Below are 16,218 nucleotides of genomic sequence, written 5' to 3' on the forward strand. Positions count from 1 at the left end.
TAATACGTTAATTCTCGATTTTCAGCGATTTTTGAATTATGGTAAGGCCTGAACCAAAACTTAAATATGCATAATAATGATAAATAAACGACTTCACTACCTCTTAAAGATGAGCTGCCTAAGCACTTTTATTTTTCTTACAGCTTGCGTTACAAATAATCAAATCGGTGAACTCTCCCGTGATCTGTTTCAAAAATACGAAACAAAATATGCATGGAGAACAATCCTTGAAGATGATGTGATCGCATTTGGCAAACCCGCTAAAGCAATACCCAATGAACCAATCGATAGCATCGTAGTCGCAGGCAATAAATACAGCTATGTGATTAATAAAGGCGGTGCTGATTTTATTAAACTGATTAGCCAACTCAATCCACAATATATTCGTCTCCATCGAGAACTTGACTTTAATTCTCCGAGCCCGAACAGCACTAAATTTAGCGGAAGCTTTAAATTTTATTATGCGCCTCCCAATGGAACACTAAGTCCTACGGAAAGGGCATTATTCAACCAATATGGCGTAGCACCATGTGATTGTTCAAAGGCAGAACAGCAAGATCATCTCTTTAACTTAGAAATTGCAGGTACGGTTTACCCAAAAGTTGCGAATGCCGCAGATTTAAAGCCCTTAAGCCATCCCTATAAGATCCGTATCCAGCATTACGAAGACCAAAGTGGCTATGTCAAAAAGTCAGGGCAGGAAAAATTGGCAGAATTACCACTATTGCCTTTAACACTCACAATCGACATCATTCAATTGCCTTTAAAAGCTTTAGGCTTTATTTATCAGCCTTAAATCAGAGTATGATCATATTCAATTGGTTGAATTTTCTAAGTACACATACACCCTGACTAGCTCAAAAATGGTTCCCTTTTTCCAATTTAAGTAAAGTAAGTGTTGAGTTGATCACCAATCCTTCAACTCAACATCCTACAATTCTTGGCTTAAATTTTCTGCGCCAACAAAGTCGCAAAATGCTGTTGAATCCGCTGCCCTTCAGCATCCACCCGATGCAGCTCACCGACATTTTCATTGTATTTCACAATATTCCAGCCTTCATACAACGCACTTAACTCTCCTGCTTTAAAGCTAAATGGAAAGTCAGGCTGCGCAGGTAAATCAGGTGTATCCATAGCGCAAACTATCAGGTTATAACCATTGATATTTGTGGCTTGCTGCATCTGCTGAATCAGCGGCTTGACTGTATTGGCCTCTAAAAACATCATCACCACGGTACAGCAAATAAAGTCGTATGTACCTGTAATGCTTGGGTCAGCGTTTAAATCACGCTGCTGTACATGAATATTTTCAATGCCTTCCGCAGCGATTACCTCTTGCAGCTTGTGCAAACTGTGTGGATTGACATCCCAAGCATCCACCTCAAAACGCTGCTCAGACAACTGACTTAAGTACAGCGAATTACGCCCCTGACCACAGCCGACATCCAAAGCTCGACCACCCTGCAAATACGGTGTTGCAGCCAAAATCTCTGAATGTGTTGGGCTGAGCTGATACTTCTTATAAAAATAATCCTGTGCTAAACAATAAAAACTTAACTGACATTGCACATCATCACTCGCAGAGATAATCTTGTGCCACGCCTGTGGTTCTATAAACGGCGGTGGTAGGTCTGGACTAAATACATGCATCGAGAGGACATTTCCAGACGCATCTAACATGGCAAAATTTACTTCACCTTGCAGCACGGTGAGTTTTGCCCATGTGCCTGCTTTGGTATTGTGCTGTTGTTTAAAACCTTGTGGAATCGACTGCTGCGTCCACACAGGGAGCTGTTTATAACAAATAAGCTGCTGCATCTGACGTTATCCCTCATGCGACGTTATTTTTATGCCATACCAATGGCGGAAATGTATATTCACCATAACGGCTTTAACAGTGATTTTAAATCAGCTTTGAATTGAAAATTTCGAATGCTGTGCAATGCACGCTGTTTTTGTTTGTTTTTCTCCGTAACACCATGTTATTCGTTTGTAACATTGGTGGAATATTCACACAATCAAATCACTCACTCTGTGCCGTGTAACCTAAGCGCTGTTGATAAGGCATAAAATTTACAATGCCTTATTTTAACTAAGTTTTATAGAGTGATGACTATGAACGCGATCAAAACTACTTTAGCTGTTGCTTTAGTTGCTGCTACAACTTCTGCTATGGCAACTACTGCTGTAGAACAAAAACCTGTGACTGCTGTTGAAGCTGTAAAAGCTCAAGCTGCACAAGCGAAAACTGCAACTGTAGCTACTGCTCAAGCAACTAAAGATGCTGCTAAAACTCAAGTGGCTGTTGCAGAAAAAGCGACTCAAACTAAAACTTTAACAGTGAAAGAAACTACTAAAGCAAAAACTGCTGACATGAAAAAAGCAGTTGTAGAAAAAGCAGCAGCAACTAAAGAAACTGCAGTTGCAGCAAAAGATGCAACTGTAGAAAAAACTGTAGCGGCTAAAGACGCTGTTGTTGCAAACACTGTTGCAGCAAAAGACGCGACTGTAGCAAAAACTGTAGCAACTAAAGATGCTGTCGTTGCAAAAACTGTTGAAGCAAAAGATGCAGCTGTAGAAAAAGCAACTGATGCAAAAGAAGCTGTTGAAACTAAAACTGAAGAAGTAAAAGCTGAAGCGAAAAAAGACTGCGCTAAAAAATGTGCAGAGAAAAAAGCTGAAGCAGCTAAAGCTGAGAAAAAAGGTTTCTTTTCTTGGTTCAAAAAAGCAGCTTAATCGTTGATTAAATGCAAAAAAAGATGCCTTCACGGCATCTTTTTTTTGCCCATTTAGACTGCAATACTGCTTTCTGCCAACGGAATAATCTTTTGATAAACAAACTGATTTTTCCCTTGTGATTTCGCCTGATATAGGCAGGCATCGACATGTTGTAAAGTCGTGGAGTAATTGGACAAACTCAACTGTTGAAACTCGGCCAAGCCCATACTAAAGCTGACATCTAGCCTTAATTGATCTTTTCGAAACGGCACATGTTCGCAGCGTTCCAAAATTGTTTCACACAACATTTTACCCTGCTCCAAATCGGCACCTTCGAGCAAAATTAAAAATTCTTCACCGCCCCAACGACTAATAAAACTCGCGCGTGGACTACAATTTTTTAAGATTTTTGCCAAATGCACCAAAACACTGTCCCCCATTTGGTGTCCATATTGGTCATTAATTTTTTTAAAATTATCGACATCGAGCAAAATGACACAGCCTTTATCAACCGCACCCTCTATAAATATTTGTTCTTTAAAGGCATGGCGATTTTTCAGTCCCGTCAACTCATCGCAAAAACTTACACGTTGCAAAGCCAAATATAGACGTTTATTTCGTGCATACAGCTCACAAATAAACAGAAAAATGATCAAATAAATACCCAATGCCAAACGATAAGAACTGATCCGCGAGAGCATATGTACCTGTGCATCCGACCAATATTCCCCAGCCAATGGCATGGCACCATACCAGCCACAGATCAGCGTCATTAAGCCAATCAGCCAGCAAAAGGTTTTGAAGTCATATTTGATCGCGTAGTAACACATCAATAAAGGCAAGACCATGCAAGCATAGAAGATCTGATCATTTGAGATCACATATTGGACGGCCAGTGCCACGATCAGATAGCCATAATCCACCCACGGCACATTTATCCAGCGCTGAACACCAAACAGTAAACACACCACAGCCAAACTTGTTGCAAATTGCTCTAGAAAATAATCAACAAAGGCAAAGTATTGGTTGTCCATCTGAAAGTACGCCACAAACAAGAGACTGCCTGCAAAAGCACTCACGATACTCGGAACAGCTAACATTAGGGTTCGCTTAAAGCGGCGTTTTTTTAAATGGCTCAGCGCTAAATAGGCTTTAATAAATACCCAAATCTGAAATGCCGAAATCGCACACAGGAGAAATTTATCTTCTAAGATTTTGGCAGGATCGACCATCAGCGAAGCCACAAAGATCGCACTAAAAGCATAGAGCACGATCAGTAAATCGTGGCTTAAATGCTTCCGCATTAAAATCATGCCATAGGCAGCAAATGCATTTACCACCCAAACAGGGCTAATGAATAATTCATAGGTATAGCCTATCGACACCAATGAAACCGCACATATGGCAAGCCATAGCAGTATTAATTTTTTCATACGCTAAAAAAATCATCTCTAAAGATGGCGATAAACCTTTCATTCAAAGCCAATCGGTCTAAGGTTAGAATGTTTGCAAGTTCAATACAGCTCAGCTTCTTATGAGTTATGGGCTGCTGGCTAAAAATTTATGTTTAAATTTTCGGCGTATTTTAAGTGATTTAAGTCACACTATTGGTTGATAGTTGTATTAAATTTGCAAATCCAATGCCTCAGGACAATTTTAGGGCTCACGTTTTCTGCGCCATTCATACTAGCTCAGACCACGCTCCCCCCAATTAAGTTCGCTAGCAACAAAAAAAGCCATCCGCTAAAGGATGGCTTTGAATTGCATAACATATCTCGAAGCTGTGCTGAATAATTTGAATGAAAAGGACTTATTTTAATATTTGTAATTGTTCCATCAACCAAGCCATGTATTTGTCTTGATCCATAAAGTCAGGCGCCATCCCTGTATCCAAACTATAAAATTGTTGATTAAATTCAATCACAATCTGTTCAGTCAGATGCCAATCTTCAATCATGCGAAAATATTGACTGAAGAAAAAACGGTTCTTACCCCAATTGTTTAAACTTTCCAACCGTGGATATTGGCGGTTCGCGATAAAGTCGATATAGACCTGCTGAATATCATCAAAAATCTGAATAGCTCGCATGAGCATGGACCTCTATATGATGTAAAACCCTGCTATAAGCCACTTTATCGCGCAAATTTGAAAGAGTGATGACAGTCAGTTAAAGCTTTTGTTTCAACTCTGAACGGTTCTTTTGGCGGATCTCATCCATTTGTGCATTGAGTGCTAACATCTCTGTATAAAGCTGATTAAACTGCTTTAAAGGCGCATCTTCATAGAACATAAATAATTTATTTTTCTTTTCCCATTTATTGGCTTTCAGCACAGCAAAGAGCTCATCAGCCTTCGCCAAGCTTTGCTTTTCTAACTCAAATAAAGCATGCGACTCATCACTATCACGACTGTCTCTTAAACTCTGCGCAATTTGCTGACGAAACACCTGTTTGACCGCCAACTGTTTGGCCTGCGCTAAACCATTTTCCTCTTGCTGTGTGGTTTTTTGTTCATAAGCATCGACCACTGCATGCACCTGCTGCAGCATTTGCTCAGTCTCTTGATATTGGTTTTTTTTATCTTTTAATAAGCGATCGATATCGAGAAATTTATCCCAATTCAGTGCTTTAAGATCACGAATATATTGATTCCGCGCTTCTGCACGCTGCAGCATTTGGCTCAAAATAAAATCCGACATGATTTTATAATCCCCCGTTAGCCGTGCATCTGTCACATTGAGTTGTATCGGCTCTTCCCAGTGCTGAGCTTGCTGAAAAATTTGCTCGGTTTTTTCACGCAAAACCGTTTCATAGGTCGAGAGTTGCACAGCTTCTTTTTGCTGTACTGAATATTGATAAAACATCCATCCAAAGACCAATACCGTAGCACTGGCCAAGACAACAAAGATACGCGGCATAATGAGCTCCGAATGCCCTTTTATTCAGTTTAACCAAAAGTTTGAAGATTGACGATAAAATAGCCATGCTTTTTAAGAAGGCTATTTGAAAACATCAATGTAAATAGACTTAAATTGCGCATGCCATCAAAACGAAAATTCATGGATAAAACATGAATTTTCGCCTTCAATGTACTGTAGAGATGTATTCGATTATGGGGTCTTAATCGGATTGGTATTTAACTGACGGTCGATGTTTCCGAGATTGATTTGCTCACGACTGATTTGCACATTGGTCGCATTACGGTCAATCCCAAAGGGTTGCAACATAATATATAAACCATTGCGTGGGTCAGAAGACTGCAAACCTGCGGCAATATTTAAAACATGCTGTTGCATCAAAGGCGATAAATTCGACATATCTGGCACTGCTGTGGCAGGTAAGATATCAATATTTGACACGATTGTTGCATCGACACCTTTGTTTTGAGTATCACGCTCAAGTTGCATCACCCGTTGCTGTAAGGCTTTACGGCGATCCACCTGCTCTTGATACTCAACAATGCCCGTCTCTGCACGCATTTCACGCTCTGCCATAATGGTTAAAGCAGGCATCTGAATAGCTTGTTGTTCGGTTTCATCAGCTTTTGTAGTGGCTTTTTCCGCAGCCAATGTACTCATAGCCGTCATTGCTGCACTAACAAAAACCAAAACGGAAACAGATTTAGGGAGATTCATCATGTTCATTCCAAGAGATTTAAAAATAGAAAATTGAAAAAATTTACACTGCTATTATTGTACAACAATTAATCAATTTACCAGATTTAACCCCGACAAACGGCAGGATAGCACAGCTAGTTTAAACCTCACGTTGCTCATTCTGGACTTGAGATATCATCCTTTACCTATCTGCATTACCACTGCTTTTTCTTTTTTATACTGTTCCAATTCTTAACAGCACAGGAAATGACAAAGCAAACTCTTGCTGCGGATGACGGCTAAAGAAGTCGTGCAAAGCTGCACATGGTTGAAGTATCGGATGTTGCTGTTGATAATGTTTTAACCCAGACCATGTTTGCAAATAGTCCAAAATTTGCTGTGAACTCCACCTGTAATTTAAAAACAGCTGAGGTGTCGCTAACTCCTGAAATGGAAACGGAATACTGCGATATTCTTCGTCGATGTAACAACGTTCAGTATCCCAATAGCCTTTTAACGTGACAAAATACAGATCCTGTAAAAGCTGGTTCAATTCCGCGTGTTCAAATTGAATCAGACCATAACCCACAATGGCGATATGACCTTGGGGTTTCAATACGCGTCGTACTTCTGCATAAAATGCAGCAAAATCGAACCAATGAATCGCTTGCGCGACTGTGATTAAATCCGCTGAATGGTCGGCAAGCGGACAATGTTCGGCGCTAGCTTGCTCATAACGCACATTGTCTAAATTGGGTGCTTGTGCCAATTGCTCAGCACTCAGATCTGTCGCTAAAACCTGTTGAAAATAGGGTGCCAAACCTTTGGTAAATTGACCTGAACCTGCACCGCAGTCCCATGCCAGTTCACGCACGGCAACATGCTGCAAGATGCTATCGACGACTTCAGCAGAATAACTTGGACGTGCTTGTTGATACAGCGCACTCCCTGTAGAGAAAAGGTCTTTCATTGTAGAAATTCATTGGTTATTTTTTATCAGTTTAATCGAATTTTTAGGGTCGGAAACTAGCACTTAAGTCATAGCTTCAGCGATAAAATTTGAGCTTCAAATATTTACTCAATCACATGCTGTATATAAAAACTGGTCTGCGCAATCGGGCTTAATTGATCATTCATTTGATAATATTTCACATCATAGTGCCCTGGCTTCCAGCCAGCGACAGGACTAAAACTGACCCAATTCTGTTCACGCTGAGCACTAATCCGTTGAGGCATAAAAAACAGCACTTCTCCAGTAGATTGATCGCTCCAACGTACAAAAACCTGCTCATTATTCGGAGTTTTTCCTAAAGTATCAAAGTGAGCAAACAACTGCTGCTCTGCATAAATGTCACGCGGCAGTACATTTTCAACCCCGTATTCTTGCTGTGCCATAACCGCGGCTCGTCCACTCATAGGCTCATGAGGATTATTTTTTGCATCAACAAATTCGCGTACAAGATGCTTCGCAAATTCGCGTTTGTTTTTTATTGCCGATAAATCATAGCTGGGAAAAGCTTGTTTTAAATATTGATCCAACTGTTGTGGTGTCGCCTGATCAATGACGGCATTCACCTGAGTCATTTGATTTTTAAGTTGCTGTTGTAATTCGATATTATTTTCAGACTGCTCAGGTATATTCTGCTGAAGGTTTTGAATAAACCTAATCCCTGTCTGATCTCTATTACTTTCTATAACTGTAGGATCATCAGATACAGTATTAGACGGGGCTATTAAATAGCCCAATCCAAAACAGACGAGTCCAATCAACATTGGCACAATGAATTTCATCAGCATTAATTACACGTAATCGTTTCAGTCACGTTATTCGCCAGCGTGATTTTCAAACTTCCATTTGTAAATAATGCCCCCTGATTCACTTCTTCTTTAGTTCGATTACTGCCTGACAATAATCTTAATCCTTCTGATGTACAGATTCCTGTCTGGGTATCATTTGTTAGCTTTAATACACAGCCTGCTGTTGTCACTTTATGGGTATTTGCTACAGGTTGAGTACATATTGCCGTGATCACATTTGTAGACGGTGTTTTAAGATCACACGCTGAACAATCTCGACTTGCACTACCGCATGCATTTGCTGCTTTTTCACTGCGGCAAATATAGGTTTGAGTACCAAAAGTAAATTCTTTTTCATAAGATGAATTAAAACTCCCACTGCTTCCACCACCACATGCTGTTAATAAAGCACTTGTCATTACAGTTAAAGCCATTAACATTTTGTTCATATGCATTGTCATACCTTTTATTTTTAAAAATTTTTTTAACTATTAGTCAAATTATATTCGGTAGATTGTAGCAGTTAAACTGTGCGAAATATCAACAACTAAAAAACAGCAGACGAAAAAAAACCTCAAACAATCGTTTGAGGTTTTTTTGAATATGGTGGCGAGACCCAGGATCGAACTGGGGACACACGGATTTTCAATCCGTTGCTCTACCTACTGAGCTATCACGCCGATGCGGTGTATTAAGCCGTATCTCAGTTAATTAGTCAATCATATTTATAAAAATATTTTTCGTATGCATATTTTTTAGGCAAAAAAAATCCCTGATGGGATCAGGGATTGATAAACTGAAAAATCAGTTTTGAATATGGTGGCGAGACCCAGGATCGAACTGGGGACACACGGATTTTCAATCCGTTGCTCTACCTACTGAGCTATCACGCCGATGGGGCGTATTAAACAATTTCAGTCTCATGGCGTCAAGCATCCGTTGCGATTTTTTATGCAAATGTTTATTTTTAAATCAATATTTCACATTATTTGCTTATTTTTTGAGTGATTTCAAATTTTCACAGCTGAAATCACTGTGACGACGATGTATTTATCCCAAAAAAAAGCAGCTCAATGGCTGCTTTATATTGGAGGGCAGGTTATTCTGCCGCAGTAATTTTTCCAATGTGTGCCAAACAGCGATGTATCGCGCCACAACCTGGTTCAAAAGTTTTCACCCCTTTTTCTTCTTCCATACGGGTGGCCTCACTGACTAAGCGCTCTGCAACACCACGCCCACGATTTGCAGGGTGTACCACAATATATTCAAGGGTTTTGCTTTCACCTTGGCCTGTACACCAAATCGCGCCAATCAATTTTGTATTAAATTCTGCAGTATAAACTAAGGTATACTGAGCTAAGTTCTGCTCAAGTTGTTCAATCGCATCGGAACCGTCGCTAAACTCAGGGCTGGTGTCATACAGTCGCTCAAGCTGGCTGCGCACTTCATCATTTTCCAAAGAAGTATAGGCATGTACGGTAATAGGCATTGATAAACCCTCCTGAGCAATCTAATATGCGGTGACTTTTCGTCACAGCGAAAATATTTTTACATCAATCATTTTGACGTATTTGAGGAACGTGTCTATGACAGATCGTATCAGTGAAGTGGTAAGAAACACCAACGAAACCAAAATTCGAGTTCGTGTGAATCTTGATGGTACTGGTCAAGGCACTTTAAACACTGGTGTTCCATTTTTAGATCATATGATTGATCAAATCAAGCGACATGGTCTGTTTGATATTGATATTCATTGTGATGGCGATCTTGAAATTGACGATCATCATACTGTAGAAGACTGTGGGATTACACTGGGTCAAGCTTTTGCTCAAGCACTGGGCAATAAAAAAGGTTTACGTCGCTACGGTCACTTCTATGCGCCACTTGATGAATCACTGAGTCGTGTTGTGGTAGATTTATCTGGCCGTCCGGGTCTTTGGATGGATATTCCATTCACTCGCGCGCGCATCGGGACTTTTGATGTGGATCTTTTCTCTGAATTTTTCCAAGGTTTTGTGAACCATGCGTTAATGACGCTGCACATCGACAACCTAAAAGGTAAAAACAGCCACCACCAAATTGAAAGCGTATTTAAAGCCTTTGCCCGTGCATTACGTATGGCGTGTGAAGTTGACCCGCGTGCCGAAAATACTGTTGCGTCTACCAAAGGAACATTGTAATGACCCGTATTGCCCTTCTTGACTATGGCATGGGAAATCTTCACTCAGCAGCAAAAGCCCTCGAACACGTGGGCGCAACTGTTGATGTCACCAATGATCCTAAGCTGATTGCACAAGCAGATAAAATTGTGTTCCCCGGTGTGGGAGCAATGCGTGACTGTATTCAAGGCATGCATGATGCAGGCATTGATGAAGTTGTCCGTAAAGCGGCATTTAATAAACCTGTGCTTGCGATCTGTGTCGGTATGCAGGCCCTAATGCAGCATTCCGAAGAAAATGGCGGTGCAGATGCATTGGGTATTTTTGAAGGTTCGGTTAAACGCTTTCCTGATGTAGAGGGATTAAAAGTGCCGCACATGGGCTGGAACCAAGTGCATCAGGCAGACCCTAGCCACCCGATGTGGAAAAACATTGAGCAAGATGCACGTTTCTATTTCGTACATAGCTTCTATGTAGAGCCGCAAGATTCAAGCATTGTCGCTGCAACCTGTGACTATGGTTTGGAATTCTGTACCGCAATTCACAAGGAAAACTTGTTTGCGACACAATTTCACCCAGAAAAAAGTCATACAGCCGGTCTGCAATTGCTGAAAAACTTTGTGGAATGGGATATTTAAAATTCCTTCACCGCAAAAAAGCCCGCTCCTTGTGGGCTTTTTTGTACAGTTTATTTTTCATCCTTTTATTTTCTACATATTCATTTTAGAATTTGCCTACTTATAAAAATACCAACGCCTAGGAATAATAATGAATACCTTCACATCTGACTCACCGACCCAAGCCAGTGGTCGCTTTAGCCGTCGCGCATATCTTGCATGGAATCTACTTCTCGGCATTATTTTTACGCTAATTGCTGTTGTGGTCGGCCTGCTCATACCCGGTGCGCAAAATGCGCTGACTGAGGGTGCTATGTCAACGCCACTCATGATTATTTTCTTTATCATGTATGCCATCGTCATTTATTACAGCGTCATTTTCTTAATCCGTCGTTTACATGACCGAGACCATTCAGGATGGCTTGCACTGCTGATCTTAGTTCCTGTAGTGAATATATTGTTTGCGCTCTATGTGTTATTTGCACCGGGTAATAGCGGTAGTAATAGCTTTGGACAACCACGCCCGACCAAAGGCTGGGAAACAGTGCTGGCTGTTTTGTATATCGTGGTGTTTATAGTCGGGATACTTGCTGCGATCATGATTCCGTCTTACCAAAACTAAGTGATCCGCTCTCAACAAGCCACGATTCAACAACAATAATGATAAATCATTAGATGCCGCCTAGATCGCTCTAAACAGCAATACATCTACTCAAACAAGCTCACACAAGTGGGCTTTTTTTGTACTTTACCTTTATAATCAACGCGCTTTTTTGGTACAGGATCAAATCCTGTACTTTTTCACATTTTTATGTCGTTTTTAGCTCAATTTTTGCGGCTAAAAATGAATGATAACAATACTTTTTACGATAATTTAAGATCATTTAATATGAATAATTCACCCAATATTAACTCTGGCTGGAACCGTGACGGTCGCTTTAATCGCATGTCATTTATCGGTTGGAATGTCTTCTATGGCCTCATGCTAAGCATACTGATGCTGCTGATTGTCAGCATGATGCCCAATACTCTCAATGCCCTAATAGCTCACGCTGAAAATCCAATGACGCAAGTGATTGGATTTATCCTAAATGTTTTAATGCTGATCCCTTTGATGATTTTTTCAGTGCGTCGTTTGTATGACTTTAATCTCTCAGGCTGGTTTGCACTCTTAGAGCTGATTCCGTTGCTCAATATCGTCATGTGCATTGCGCTGATGCTCATCCCCGGGTCTGCAAATGCCAATCAATATGGTGAGCCACGTGCATCCAAAACATGGGAGGTGGTTCTCGCCTTTCTCTTTATCGGTTTATTCTTACTGATCTTGGTAAATGTATTATTTACTGCGCGTTTTCTATTTTAAGTCGTCACTGACTTTAAGTCTCTTGGTCACTGTGTTTAAGTACCCTCGTCACTGTCATAGCAACGCGCTATGACAGGCCGATGAGTCAATCGCTCATGCTCAACGCCACATCTCGGTATTTGCATTTCCGACCTAAACGCTCTAGGCTGCAACAACAAGCCTTTGAATTGAATCACAATGACTGATGCTCTACTGACACCTATTTTGCCAACAAAAGAACAGATTAAAGATTTTCCATTGTTCCAAAATTTAGTGCCAGAGCAGATCCATGTCATTCACAATGCAGAACAATGCCAACACTGGGCCGATGAATTGCAGACGACTGCCTTATTCGGTTTCGACTCTGAATCTAAGCCGACTTTTCGTAAAGGTGAGGTCTCTACCGGTCCACATTTAATCCAACTTGCGACGGCGCAACAGGCGTGGTTGTTTCAAATGAACGAATGCACTTGGGATTTTTTAAGACCAATCTTGAGTAATCGGGATCAAATTAAAGTAGGTTTTGGCTTAAAAAATGATGCGCATTTATTTCGTAAAAAAGGCATCGAACTGAATAGTGTCTTGGAACTCTCCAAGTGCTTTGCTTCTTTTGGCTTAACCCAACCCGTCGGTTTAAAAAATGCCATGGCACTGCTTTTTCTTGTAAATTTTCCAAAATCTAAATCGGTCAGCACCTCCAATTGGGCCAAAAAGCGCATAAGTCCGGAGCAAATTCGTTATGCCGCTGCCGATGCTTATGCCCCTGTTTTGGTCTTTGAAGAATTATTACAACGTGGCTTATTACCTAAAACCATTCCCAATACCTCCCTCAAACTAAGAATTCGTCCGCACATGAAATTATAAACCCTTAATTATTTTAATGATTTAAATTATATTCAGCGATGTAACCGCTCTGTAACTGGATATTGCCCCAATCTATGGCATGACCAAGTGCAAAGGTCGGCTGAAGAGTGCCAATGAATTTGCAGTTTATTTGCACTAGAGATTTAAACAGTACGTTATTGCCTTAAAAACAGCCGCAGCACAGCCTAAAAACGATAAAATCGCCCCATTTAAACACATTTATACCTTTGATTTAGCTCATTTTAATTACATTAATATACATTTATATTTTTTATTTAACTAGGGTTTTGATCTCTCTGAGTTTTGTAGCAGAATTACATGACTTATCTCATTCTTTCTATGCTTTCATAATTTATTTTCATCAATCTCCTTTTGCTAAAACAAATCTGCCAAATACATAACACATCATAATTTAAAAGCTTGGAGAACCTGACATGTTGAACTTATTTACAGGAAAAATCAGCGGTGTACTCAGCCTGACTTTACAAGGAATCAGTAAAGCGATTGGACTGGTTTTAAATACTGTTTTGGATACTGTAGACAGCGTTTTAGAGACCGTGAGTAGCTTAACAGCCCCCTTAACGGATGCACTGACTGAGCTTCCACTCATTGGGGGGACCATCGAAAAAGTACTGGCAGTTGAAAATCAGTTGATCGGCACTTTAGGCGATGGCTTACATGCGGTAGCCGATCAACTCGCGACAGGTGATCTTCTCGGCGGTGTACAGACCGCTCTCAATGGCATAACTGGTGTGGTCGGTCAAACTGTGACTGAAGTTGCAGGTTTGGTTGATCATCTCAGTGGGGGGCTGCACCAATCACAGACGCACTTTCTGACCTGCCATTGCTGGGCGGTCTATTGGATGCAGTAGGCGAAACTACAGGCAATTTAACAGGCTTGTTGGCTGAAACGGGCGGCTATGTAGCCAGTATTGATCCTACCGAATTATTAACAGCTGTCCTGAATGCTCCTTTAACAAGTGTAGGTGGTGTCGTGCAAGATGTTTCAGGCACTTTAGATGCCTTACTGGATGACATTGCACCGATTACATCGATTGCCACTGAACTTCCTGTGGTCGGTGATCTTGTTCAAGTGGTCGGTGAAAGTACCACAGTCCTCAATCATGGCTTGTACGATGTCGGTAGCTTACTTCAGTCCGTAAACAGCGATTTATTACAAACAACCGCTTATATTTAATGACTCAAAACGCTAATACACAGCGCATTTTTATAGATCAAGAATAAAATCCAATCCTTTATTCGCACTAGCCTGACACATGTCAGGCTTTTTTAATTCATCAATTCTGATATTAGCATTTAGTGAATAGCCGTTTATTTGATAAGATTAGGCACAAATTCATTCTTAATTTGATTGAGCAAGGAGCGAAAGCATGCTGATCATCCCTGCAATTGACCTGAAAGATGGCAAATGTGTCCGTTTAAAACAAGGTCGTATGGAAGACGATACCGTATTTTCTGACGATCCAGTGGCAACTGCACAGCATTGGGTAAATGAAGGCGCGCGTCGCTTACATTTGGTAGATTTAAACGGTGCTTTCGCTGGTACACCGATTCATAAGCCTGTGGTTGAAGCGATTGCTAAAGCACAGCCTGAATTGCCAATTCAAATTGGTGGTGGTATCCGCTCTCTTGAAACCATTGAACACTACCTTGATGCAGGCGTATCGTTTGTCATCATTGGTACAAAAGCGGTAAAAGAGCCTGAATTTGTTGAAGAAGCGTGCAAAAAATTTGCAGGCCATATCATTGTTGGTATCGATGCCATGAACGGCATGGTGGCAACAGATGGTTGGGCAAATGTCACAGACGTGAAAGCTACTGATTTGGCAAAACGCTTTGCAGATGCTGGCGTATCAAGCATTGTCTACACCGACATCGCACGTGATGGCATGATGCAAGGTGTGAACGTTGAACAAACCGTTAACCTTGCAACGTATTCAGGCTTACCTGTTATTGCATCGGGTGGCGTGACCAACCTTGACGACGTGCGTAACTTAAAAGGCCAACCGGGTATTTTAGGTGCGATTACCGGTCGTGCAATTTATGAAGGCACATTGAACCTTCGTGAAGCTCAATTACTGCTTGATCAACAAAGCTTGTAATTTTCCCGAGCAGAAAAGAGGTCTTCGGGCCTCTTTTTTTATTTCTCCTCTTCAAACAATCAAATACACATGTCAACCGTCCAATCTGCTTGGAAAGCCAAGTTTCCGCAGCTCGCACTCATCCTGATTACCATGATTTGGGGCGCCAGTTTTATCACCGTGCAATACGGTTTAAATTTTAGCAGTCCAGTGCTGTTTGTCGGTCTACGTTTTGCCGCAGCTACACTGGCTGTGAGTCTGTTATCGCTCAAATATCTTAGACATTTTTCTCAATACGATGTCATTGCGGGCGCAAGTATTGGCGCGGTAATTGCGATCGGCTATGCGACGCAAACAGTCGGCTTGCAAAGCATCAGCAGCAGCGAATCGGCTTTTTTAACTGCGCTGTATGTACCGCTGGTTCCGATTTTTATGTGGCTCTGTTTTCGGCATAAACCACATGTGATGACATGGCTAGGTGTAAGTTTGGCTTTTGTCGGTTTGGTCTTTTTAACGGGTAATGGTTTTGGCGCTATTCAGCTCAATTTTGGACAAATCATTACGCTGCTCGGGTCGATTGCCATTGCCTTTGAAATTATCTTGATCAGTTATTTTGCACCCCGCGTCAATCTGCGCAGAGTGACGGTTCTACAGTTGGCATTTGCCTCTCTGTTCTGTTTCTGCTTCGCTCCACTGGTGGGTGAAACCACTTTGCCAACATTTGAATGGCCATTAATCGCTGTACTCTGCGGATTGGGGCTGGCCAGCGCCGTAATTCAACTGGTGATGAACTGGGCGCAGCGCATGGTCGATTCTGCACAGGCAGCAATCATCTATGCAGGTGAACCGGTTTGGGCCGCTATCATTGGGCGGCTTGCAGGTGAACGCTTAACACCGCTCGCTCTCATTGGCGGACTGTGTGTGGTGCTCGGTGTGATTGTGAGTGAATGGCGGCCGAAATGGTTAAAGAAACGCTAATTTCAGCTTCCTCTCTTAAATCAAAAAAGCGGCCCATACAGCCGC

At 41.3% G+C, this 16,218-nt stretch carries 20 protein-coding genes and 2 tRNA genes; 11 read left to right on the forward strand and 11 right to left on the reverse strand.

Features of this window, described 5'->3' with window-relative positions; translation table 11 throughout:
- Window positions 1–76: 76 nt before the first annotated feature.
- Window positions 77–796 carry a hypothetical protein gene (locus MST17_RS14880; protein ID WP_180025933.1) on the forward strand — a complete coding sequence of 240 codons (720 nt, stop codon included), beginning with the start codon at window positions 77–79 and terminating at the stop codon, window positions 794–796.
- Between the two features lie 149 nt (window positions 797–945).
- On the opposite strand, the gene tehB is transcribed toward MST17_RS14880, so the two are convergent.
- Window positions 946–1,818: an SAM-dependent methyltransferase TehB gene (gene tehB, locus MST17_RS14885; protein ID WP_180025932.1), complete on the reverse strand. Its 873-nt coding sequence runs from the start codon at window positions 1,816–1,818 to the stop codon at window positions 946–948.
- A gap of 297 nt (window positions 1,819–2,115) precedes the next feature.
- Here tehB and MST17_RS14890 point away from each other — a divergent pair, with 297 nt between their 5' ends.
- A complete protein-coding gene (locus tag MST17_RS14890; RefSeq protein WP_180025931.1) occupies window positions 2,116–2,736 on the forward strand; it encodes a hypothetical protein in 621 nt (206 codons plus the stop codon).
- A 53-nt stretch (window positions 2,737–2,789) separates the two neighbouring features.
- Here MST17_RS14890 and MST17_RS14895 read toward each other — a convergent pair whose 3' ends face one another.
- From MST17_RS14895 to MST17_RS14940, 10 genes are all read right to left on the reverse strand, one after another.
- Window positions 2,790–4,151, reverse strand: coding sequence for a GGDEF domain-containing protein (locus tag MST17_RS14895; protein ID WP_180025930.1), 1,362 nt, complete (start codon window positions 4,149–4,151; stop codon window positions 2,790–2,792).
- A gap of 377 nt (window positions 4,152–4,528) precedes the next feature.
- Window positions 4,529–4,807, reverse strand: coding sequence for a hypothetical protein (locus tag MST17_RS14900; protein WP_180009286.1), 279 nt, complete (start codon window positions 4,805–4,807; stop codon window positions 4,529–4,531).
- A 79-nt stretch (window positions 4,808–4,886) separates the two neighbouring features.
- Entirely contained in the window at window positions 4,887–5,636 is a 750-nt protein-coding gene (locus tag MST17_RS14905; RefSeq protein WP_111885958.1) for a hypothetical protein, read from the reverse strand.
- A 192-nt stretch (window positions 5,637–5,828) separates the two neighbouring features.
- Window positions 5,829–6,356 carry a hypothetical protein gene (locus tag MST17_RS14910; protein WP_373683023.1) on the reverse strand — a complete coding sequence of 176 codons (528 nt, stop codon included), beginning with the start codon at window positions 6,354–6,356 and terminating at the stop codon, window positions 5,829–5,831.
- 193 nt (window positions 6,357–6,549) lie between these two features.
- Window positions 6,550–7,284, reverse strand: coding sequence for a class I SAM-dependent methyltransferase (locus tag MST17_RS14915; RefSeq protein ID WP_180025929.1), 735 nt, complete (start codon window positions 7,282–7,284; stop codon window positions 6,550–6,552).
- 104 nt (window positions 7,285–7,388) lie between these two features.
- Window positions 7,389–8,111, reverse strand: coding sequence for a hypothetical protein (locus tag MST17_RS14920; protein WP_180025928.1), 723 nt, complete (start codon window positions 8,109–8,111; stop codon window positions 7,389–7,391).
- A complete protein-coding gene (locus MST17_RS14925; RefSeq protein ID WP_257246874.1) occupies window positions 8,111–8,566 on the reverse strand; it encodes a hypothetical protein in 456 nt (151 codons plus the stop codon). Before MST17_RS14925 ends, MST17_RS14920 begins: the two co-directional genes overlap by 1 nt.
- Before the next feature lie 149 nt (window positions 8,567–8,715).
- A tRNA-Phe gene (locus MST17_RS14930) sits at window positions 8,716–8,791 on the reverse strand.
- Window positions 8,792–8,928: 137 nt separating this feature from the next.
- Window positions 8,929–9,004 (reverse strand) — tRNA-Phe (locus MST17_RS14935).
- 206 nt (window positions 9,005–9,210) lie between these two features.
- A complete protein-coding gene (locus MST17_RS14940) occupies window positions 9,211–9,600 on the reverse strand; it encodes a GNAT family N-acetyltransferase (RefSeq protein ID WP_078190486.1) in 390 nt (129 codons plus the stop codon).
- Window positions 9,601–9,697: 97 nt separating this feature from the next.
- On the opposite strand from MST17_RS14940, the gene hisB reads away from it, so the two are divergent.
- The 9 genes from hisB (at window position 9,698) to MST17_RS14985 (ending at window position 16,173) form a co-directional block, all read left to right on the forward strand.
- On the forward strand, window positions 9,698–10,291 hold the full coding sequence (gene hisB / locus MST17_RS14945) for an imidazoleglycerol-phosphate dehydratase HisB (RefSeq protein ID WP_078190487.1): 594 nt from the start codon (window positions 9,698–9,700) through the stop codon (window positions 10,289–10,291).
- Complete coding sequence (hisH, locus tag MST17_RS14950) at window positions 10,291–10,908, forward strand: imidazole glycerol phosphate synthase subunit HisH (protein ID WP_180025926.1); 618 nt, start codon at window positions 10,291–10,293, stop codon at window positions 10,906–10,908. The genes hisB and hisH overlap by 1 nt, the downstream gene beginning before the upstream one ends.
- A 130-nt stretch (window positions 10,909–11,038) precedes the next feature.
- A complete protein-coding gene (locus MST17_RS14955) occupies window positions 11,039–11,509 on the forward strand; it encodes a DUF805 domain-containing protein (RefSeq protein ID WP_168378999.1) in 471 nt (156 codons plus the stop codon).
- 267 nt (window positions 11,510–11,776) lie between these two features.
- Complete coding sequence (locus MST17_RS14960) at window positions 11,777–12,250, forward strand: DUF805 domain-containing protein (protein WP_180025925.1); 474 nt, start codon at window positions 11,777–11,779, stop codon at window positions 12,248–12,250.
- A 177-nt stretch (window positions 12,251–12,427) separates the two neighbouring features.
- Window positions 12,428–13,093: a 3'-5' exonuclease gene (locus MST17_RS14965; RefSeq protein ID WP_180025924.1), complete on the forward strand. Its 666-nt coding sequence runs from the start codon at window positions 12,428–12,430 to the stop codon at window positions 13,091–13,093.
- A gap of 434 nt (window positions 13,094–13,527) precedes the next feature.
- Window positions 13,528–13,965 carry a hypothetical protein gene (locus MST17_RS14970; protein WP_257220775.1) on the forward strand — a complete coding sequence of 146 codons (438 nt, stop codon included), beginning with the start codon at window positions 13,528–13,530 and terminating at the stop codon, window positions 13,963–13,965.
- On the forward strand, window positions 13,953–14,291 hold the full coding sequence (locus MST17_RS14975) for a hypothetical protein (RefSeq protein ID WP_257223971.1): 339 nt from the start codon (window positions 13,953–13,955) through the stop codon (window positions 14,289–14,291). The genes MST17_RS14970 and MST17_RS14975 overlap by 13 nt, the downstream gene beginning before the upstream one ends.
- Window positions 14,292–14,484: 193 nt before the next feature.
- A complete protein-coding gene (gene hisA, locus MST17_RS14980) occupies window positions 14,485–15,216 on the forward strand; it encodes a 1-(5-phosphoribosyl)-5-[(5-phosphoribosylamino)methylideneamino]imidazole-4-carboxamide isomerase (protein ID WP_078190493.1) in 732 nt (243 codons plus the stop codon).
- Between the two features lie 69 nt (window positions 15,217–15,285).
- A complete protein-coding gene (locus MST17_RS14985; protein ID WP_180025923.1) occupies window positions 15,286–16,173 on the forward strand; it encodes a DMT family transporter in 888 nt (295 codons plus the stop codon).
- Window positions 16,174–16,218 lie beyond the last annotated feature (45 nt).

The organism is Acinetobacter sp. YH16056_T (assembly GCF_024605895.1).
Taxonomy (GTDB): Bacteria; Pseudomonadota; Gammaproteobacteria; order Pseudomonadales; family Moraxellaceae; genus Acinetobacter; species Acinetobacter amyesii.

Excerpts from the sequence above, each read along its gene's own strand:
- MST17_RS14880 (WP_180025933.1), top strand. The coding sequence starts at position 77 with ATGATAAATAAACGACTTCACTACCTCTTAAAGATGAGCTGCCTAAGC.
- tehB (WP_180025932.1), bottom strand. The coding sequence starts at position 1,818 with ATGCAGCAGCTTATTTGTTATAAACAGCTCCCTGTGTGGACGCAGCAG.
- MST17_RS14890 (WP_180025931.1), top strand. The coding sequence starts at position 2,116 with ATGAACGCGATCAAAACTACTTTAGCTGTTGCTTTAGTTGCTGCTACA.
- MST17_RS14895 (WP_180025930.1), bottom strand. The coding sequence starts at position 4,151 with ATGAAAAAATTAATACTGCTATGGCTTGCCATATGTGCGGTTTCATTG.
- MST17_RS14900 (WP_180009286.1), bottom strand. The coding sequence starts at position 4,807 with ATGCGAGCTATTCAGATTTTTGATGATATTCAGCAGGTCTATATCGAC.
- MST17_RS14905 (WP_111885958.1), bottom strand. The coding sequence starts at position 5,636 with ATGCCGCGTATCTTTGTTGTCTTGGCCAGTGCTACGGTATTGGTCTTT.
- MST17_RS14910 (WP_373683023.1), bottom strand. The coding sequence starts at position 6,356 with ATGATGAATCTCCCTAAATCTGTTTCCGTTTTGGTTTTTGTTAGTGCA.
- MST17_RS14915 (WP_180025929.1), bottom strand. The coding sequence starts at position 7,284 with ATGAAAGACCTTTTCTCTACAGGGAGTGCGCTGTATCAACAAGCACGT.
- MST17_RS14920 (WP_180025928.1), bottom strand. The coding sequence starts at position 8,111 with ATGCTGATGAAATTCATTGTGCCAATGTTGATTGGACTCGTCTGTTTT.
- MST17_RS14925 (WP_257246874.1), bottom strand. The coding sequence starts at position 8,566 with ATGCATATGAACAAAATGTTAATGGCTTTAACTGTAATGACAAGTGCT.
- MST17_RS14940 (WP_078190486.1), bottom strand. The coding sequence starts at position 9,600 with ATGCCTATTACCGTACATGCCTATACTTCTTTGGAAAATGATGAAGTG.
- hisB (WP_078190487.1), top strand. The coding sequence starts at position 9,698 with ATGACAGATCGTATCAGTGAAGTGGTAAGAAACACCAACGAAACCAAA.
- hisH (WP_180025926.1), top strand. The coding sequence starts at position 10,291 with ATGACCCGTATTGCCCTTCTTGACTATGGCATGGGAAATCTTCACTCA.
- MST17_RS14955 (WP_168378999.1), top strand. The coding sequence starts at position 11,039 with ATGAATACCTTCACATCTGACTCACCGACCCAAGCCAGTGGTCGCTTT.
- MST17_RS14960 (WP_180025925.1), top strand. The coding sequence starts at position 11,777 with ATGAATAATTCACCCAATATTAACTCTGGCTGGAACCGTGACGGTCGC.
- MST17_RS14965 (WP_180025924.1), top strand. The coding sequence starts at position 12,428 with ATGACTGATGCTCTACTGACACCTATTTTGCCAACAAAAGAACAGATT.
- MST17_RS14970 (WP_257220775.1), top strand. The coding sequence starts at position 13,528 with ATGTTGAACTTATTTACAGGAAAAATCAGCGGTGTACTCAGCCTGACT.
- hisA (WP_078190493.1), top strand. The coding sequence starts at position 14,485 with ATGCTGATCATCCCTGCAATTGACCTGAAAGATGGCAAATGTGTCCGT.
- MST17_RS14985 (WP_180025923.1), top strand. The coding sequence starts at position 15,286 with ATGTCAACCGTCCAATCTGCTTGGAAAGCCAAGTTTCCGCAGCTCGCA.